The sequence below is a fragment of the Azospirillum sp. B4 genome (genome assembly GCF_000333275.1).
Lineage (GTDB): Bacteria > Pseudomonadota > Alphaproteobacteria > Azospirillales > Azospirillaceae > Nitrospirillum.
Genome location: NZ_BACU01000214.1, coordinates 1 through 3771 on the forward strand (window position 1 = coordinate 1; position 3771 = coordinate 3771).

3 protein-coding genes are annotated in these 3771 nt (G+C 70.6%); 1 reads left to right on the forward strand and 2 read right to left on the reverse strand.

The window, feature by feature from the left end:
- The coding region (locus I55_RS09340) for a hypothetical protein (RefSeq protein ID WP_044560260.1) at nucleotides 1-365 on the forward strand (365 nt) is incomplete at its 5' end.
- A 64-nt stretch (nucleotides 366-429) separates the two neighbouring features.
- On the opposite strand, the gene I55_RS09345 is transcribed toward I55_RS09340, so the two are convergent.
- The gene (locus tag I55_RS09345) at nucleotides 430-2106 is read right to left on the reverse strand and encodes a hypothetical protein (protein ID WP_044560261.1); all 1677 of its coding nucleotides are present in this window, start codon (nucleotides 2104-2106) and stop codon (nucleotides 430-432) included.
- Nucleotides 2107-2253: 147 nt separating this feature from the next.
- Nucleotides 2254-3660, reverse strand: coding sequence for a hypothetical protein (locus I55_RS09350; protein ID WP_044560262.1), 1407 nt, complete (start codon nucleotides 3658-3660; stop codon nucleotides 2254-2256).
- Nucleotides 3661-3771 lie beyond the last annotated feature (111 nt).

Below are 3771 nucleotides of genomic sequence, written 5' to 3' on the forward strand. Positions count from 1 at the left end.
GGTTGGAAGTGATCGGGGAACTGGCGCGGGCGGCCGAGGCGCGGCTGGCGGCCCTGGGCCTTGTCGTCCCGGGCCTTGCCGACGTCACCATCCGCGTGGCGGACGGCCATGCCGGCTGGCCGGAGGCCGCCCCCTTCGACGCCATCCTGGCGGCCTGCGCCGCCCCGTCCGTGCCGCCGGCCTTGGTGGACCAGCTGCGGCCGGGCGGCCGGCTGCTGCTGCCCGTGGGCCCGGTGGATGGGCCGCAGCAGCTGTGCCTGGTGGAGAAGGGGCGCGACGGCCAGGTGCGCGAACGCCCGCTGCTGGCCGTCGCCTTCGTGCCCATGGTGAAGGGCCGGGCGAAGGGACAGGCAGGGATGCGGTAGCGGCGCCGGCTGCCGGAAAACCGGGAAGAGATATGGCGCCAAGGGGCGGAATGCACCTGTTGGTTCAGCCTGGGCCGGACGCACCTGCGGGGTGAACGGCGGGTGGGGCGGCGGGGCGCGGGCCGGCCGGTGGCGTCGCCGGTTTGATCTGTATGGGCTGGGACATGTCCCGCCCGTTCAGCAGCATATGACCGGCCTTGTCGAGTTCCAGGACATAGCGATGGATGGCCTGGCCCTTCTCATCCTTGCCCGGCGCGCCCATGGCCTGAAGCATGGCGGCCATGGCCAGGGGCGTGCGCTCCGTCCCCTCTCCCGGCGACAGCTGGCGCAACACCAGGCTCAACGTGCCGACGATGCCCCGGGGCGAGGCTTCGTCGAACAGGAAAGCGCCGGTGCCGGCCAGCGCCAGGGAGGCCGACTGCATGTCCAGGCCGTCGATGGCCAGCCGGGTATGGGCCTGGCCCAAAGCCTTCAGGCCGCGCTGCATCACGGCCAGGCCGCGCGCCTGCTGCTCGGCCACTGTGGCCGGCGGGGTGGCGTTCAACTCCACCGATGTGTTCATGAGGGTGCGGAAGGGAAGGTCGGTCAGCGTCAGGTGCACCCGGGCGCTGGTCGGGATGACCGGGGCCATGCCCGCTTGCGGCTGGGATGCGGTCTCGGGCGACGGGGCGGGGGCCCCGGGACCCGCGCCTTGCGGGTTCGCGGGTGCGGGTGTCGCGGGTGGGGGCAGCGTCAGGCCCTCGTGGTGCATGCCAAGGGCGATGGCCGCCCGATCGCCGGTCAACCCCTTCTCATCCAATTCCAGCGAGGCAGCCCTGATGAGGAAGGTCGTGCGCGGTGGGGTCTCGGGTGTGGCCTGGGATATGACGCTCAGTCCCTGCAGGTCGGCGCGCGCCGTGGCACTGTCCGGCATGGGCAGGCGCAGGCCGTTGGCCGGGTTGGGCGTGGCCACGGCCGCACGCGTGCTCAGCAGGGTCTGGTGATCCACGTGCAGCCAAGGACGCGGCGCGCCGGCTGGCGTGGCACTGGTGTAGAGCGTCAGGTCGTTGATCTCCAACTGGTCTGGATCCGTGGTGCTCACGGCCCGCTTGTTGTCTACGACCCAATGGGTGGCAATGGACCCCAGGGTCAGGATCAGGCCGTCGTGGCCGTCGTGGAAACGCACATCGCTGGCCGACAGGTCGGCGACGTCGATCGCACGGGCATCCGGGCGCAAGGCCATGTGCAGGTAGGGATGCCCCAGGGCGATCCGGCCGTTGGATTCGCCGGACCAGCCGGTCAAGGTTATGGTCGATGGCAGGGTGCCGTCCCCAACCAGGTTTCCATGAGGCCCCGGCCGCAGCGTCACGGTGATGGTGCCGACATGGATGGTGGTACCCACCGGTGTGGGACCGGGCGTGGCGGCGCCATTCTTCGCCTTTCCTGTCCCGGTGGCCGTTTCGGTGGGCGCTGGCATGGTGCCCGTCCCGAAGGGGATGCCGAACTCCATCCCCGTCAGCGTCAGCAGGTAATGGTCACCTTCGGCGCTGACGCTGGCGGTGCCGGCCGTCAGGCCCATGCGGCTTCCCGGCGCGTGCGGGGTGTCGCGCAATTGAACGTTGATACGCTGGGCCAGCGCGTCGGCCGCCGCCTGCGTCACCGGGTTGCCTGCACGCGCCGGCACGGTGAAGGCCGGCATCATGATGCCGGCCGCCAGGACGGTGGAGGCTGAAAAAACGAAGGAAGGACGACGGCGTGCCATGATGCTCCGCGACGGACAGACAGGAATGCATCCGTCTTGCCCGCATGCGTGCATTCAGGGAAGGACTTTCACCCGCATGGAGGATGCGGCGGCCTGCCGCACCCGGGCACTGACGGGTAGTCCGCCCAGCTGACTGACGGTCGGATCTCAGGGCAGCTTGGCCAGGCCCGTCATCAGCAGGGTGACGTCGCTGCCGTTCAGCTTCACATGGCCGTCGGGGCGAAAGTCCAGGCTGAAGCGGCGCCCCTTCTCGTCGGGCGCGCCCAGGGATTGCAGGGCGAAGAAGCCCAGCATGGGGCCGTTGCCCACGCTGTTGGCCGGTAGGTGGTCCAGGCCGCGCATCAGCAGCGACAGGGTGCCCGTCAGGCCGCGCGGGTTGCTGGCGTCGAACACCAGGGCGGCGTTGCCCACCAGGGCCGCGTCCGGTGCCTGGAAGTCCAGCTTGTCAATGGTCAGGTGGCTGCCCGCCTCGCCCAGGGCCGCCAGCGTGCGCTCCTTGATGGCGCGGTTGCGGTGCTTCTCGTCAGCCGGCAGGGTGTTCCAGTCGGCTTCCGCCAGGGTGCGGGCGGGCAGGTTGGTGATTTTCAGGTGCAGGTCGCCCTGGGTGGGAATGGGATCGGCCTGGCCGGGGGCACCGGGTTTGCTCAGGCCCCGGTGGCTGTAATCCAGCGACAGGATGCCGTGATCGCCGTCCATGCTGTCGGCGGTGACCGAGGCGGTCAGGGTCTTCAGGGAGTAGGGCCGGCCCTCGTCGTCATGGCTGGCGTAGCCGTCCAGGCTGAAACTGCCCTTCATCCGCGACAGCACCGCCCCGGCGGGGCCGGGATCCGTGCCGCCGCCCACGCGCAGCAGAGCGCCCTGGGCCATGTCGAAGTCGGTCAGGTCGATGGCCAGCAGGCCGCGCAGCAGCCGCGTCTCCTCCGCCCCATCGGGCGTCTTGGTGAGGAGCTTGTTCACCTCCACCCGCACCGGGCCGCTCCACCGCCCGCGCGCCTCGGCCTCGGGCATGAAGCGCACGGTCAGGTTATCCATCTGCATGGCGCCGTGGCCGGGCCGGGGGACGAAGCGGATATCGCCCGCCTTGGCGTCCAGCAGATCGACCGTCTGGAAATCGGGGGTCCAGCGGGCGTGCAGGCTCTGGCTGCCCAGGCGCACCTCGCCGATGCGCATGCCCTGGCCGTCGAACACGCCCATGGGGCTGGGCAGGGCGCCGGTGGCGTCCCAATGGCCGTCGGCCGTGGGGGTGACGGCCAGCACCAGCGTCTCCAGGTCCAGCACCGTGTCGTCGCCCAGGTGCAGTTGGGCGCCCGGCAGGCTCAGCCGGTAATGGTCGCCCTCGGGCACGGCGCTGGCGTGGCCGTTCAGGGTCAGGCGCAGGCTATCGCTCTTGTGTGGGTTGGCGGGCTTGGTCAGCTGCTGCTCCGCCACCCGCGCGAGGGTGGCCGCCCCCTCCCGCGTCACCGGCGCCGCCAGGGCGGTGCCGCCCAAGAGGACCAGGGAAGTCAGGGCCAGGGAAATCATGGACAGGGCGGCGATGCGGGTGCGGACGGGCATTCAGGGGTTCCCAAGGGGCCGGTGACGGGGCCTAGGTGATACGGCGGCGTGGGCCGGAATCAAGCGGCATGCCTGTTCGGCCGATGCACTCTTCGATAGCGCCCTATATAA

What these genes read in the sequence shown, in the direction of transcription:
- I55_RS09350 (WP_044560262.1), bottom strand. Translation starts at nt 3,660, where the DNA reads ATGCCCGTCCGCACCCGCATCGCCGCCCTGTCCATGATTTCCCTGGCC.
- I55_RS09345 (WP_044560261.1), bottom strand. Translation starts at nt 2,106, where the DNA reads ATGGCACGCCGTCGTCCTTCCTTCGTTTTTTCAGCCTCCACCGTCCTG.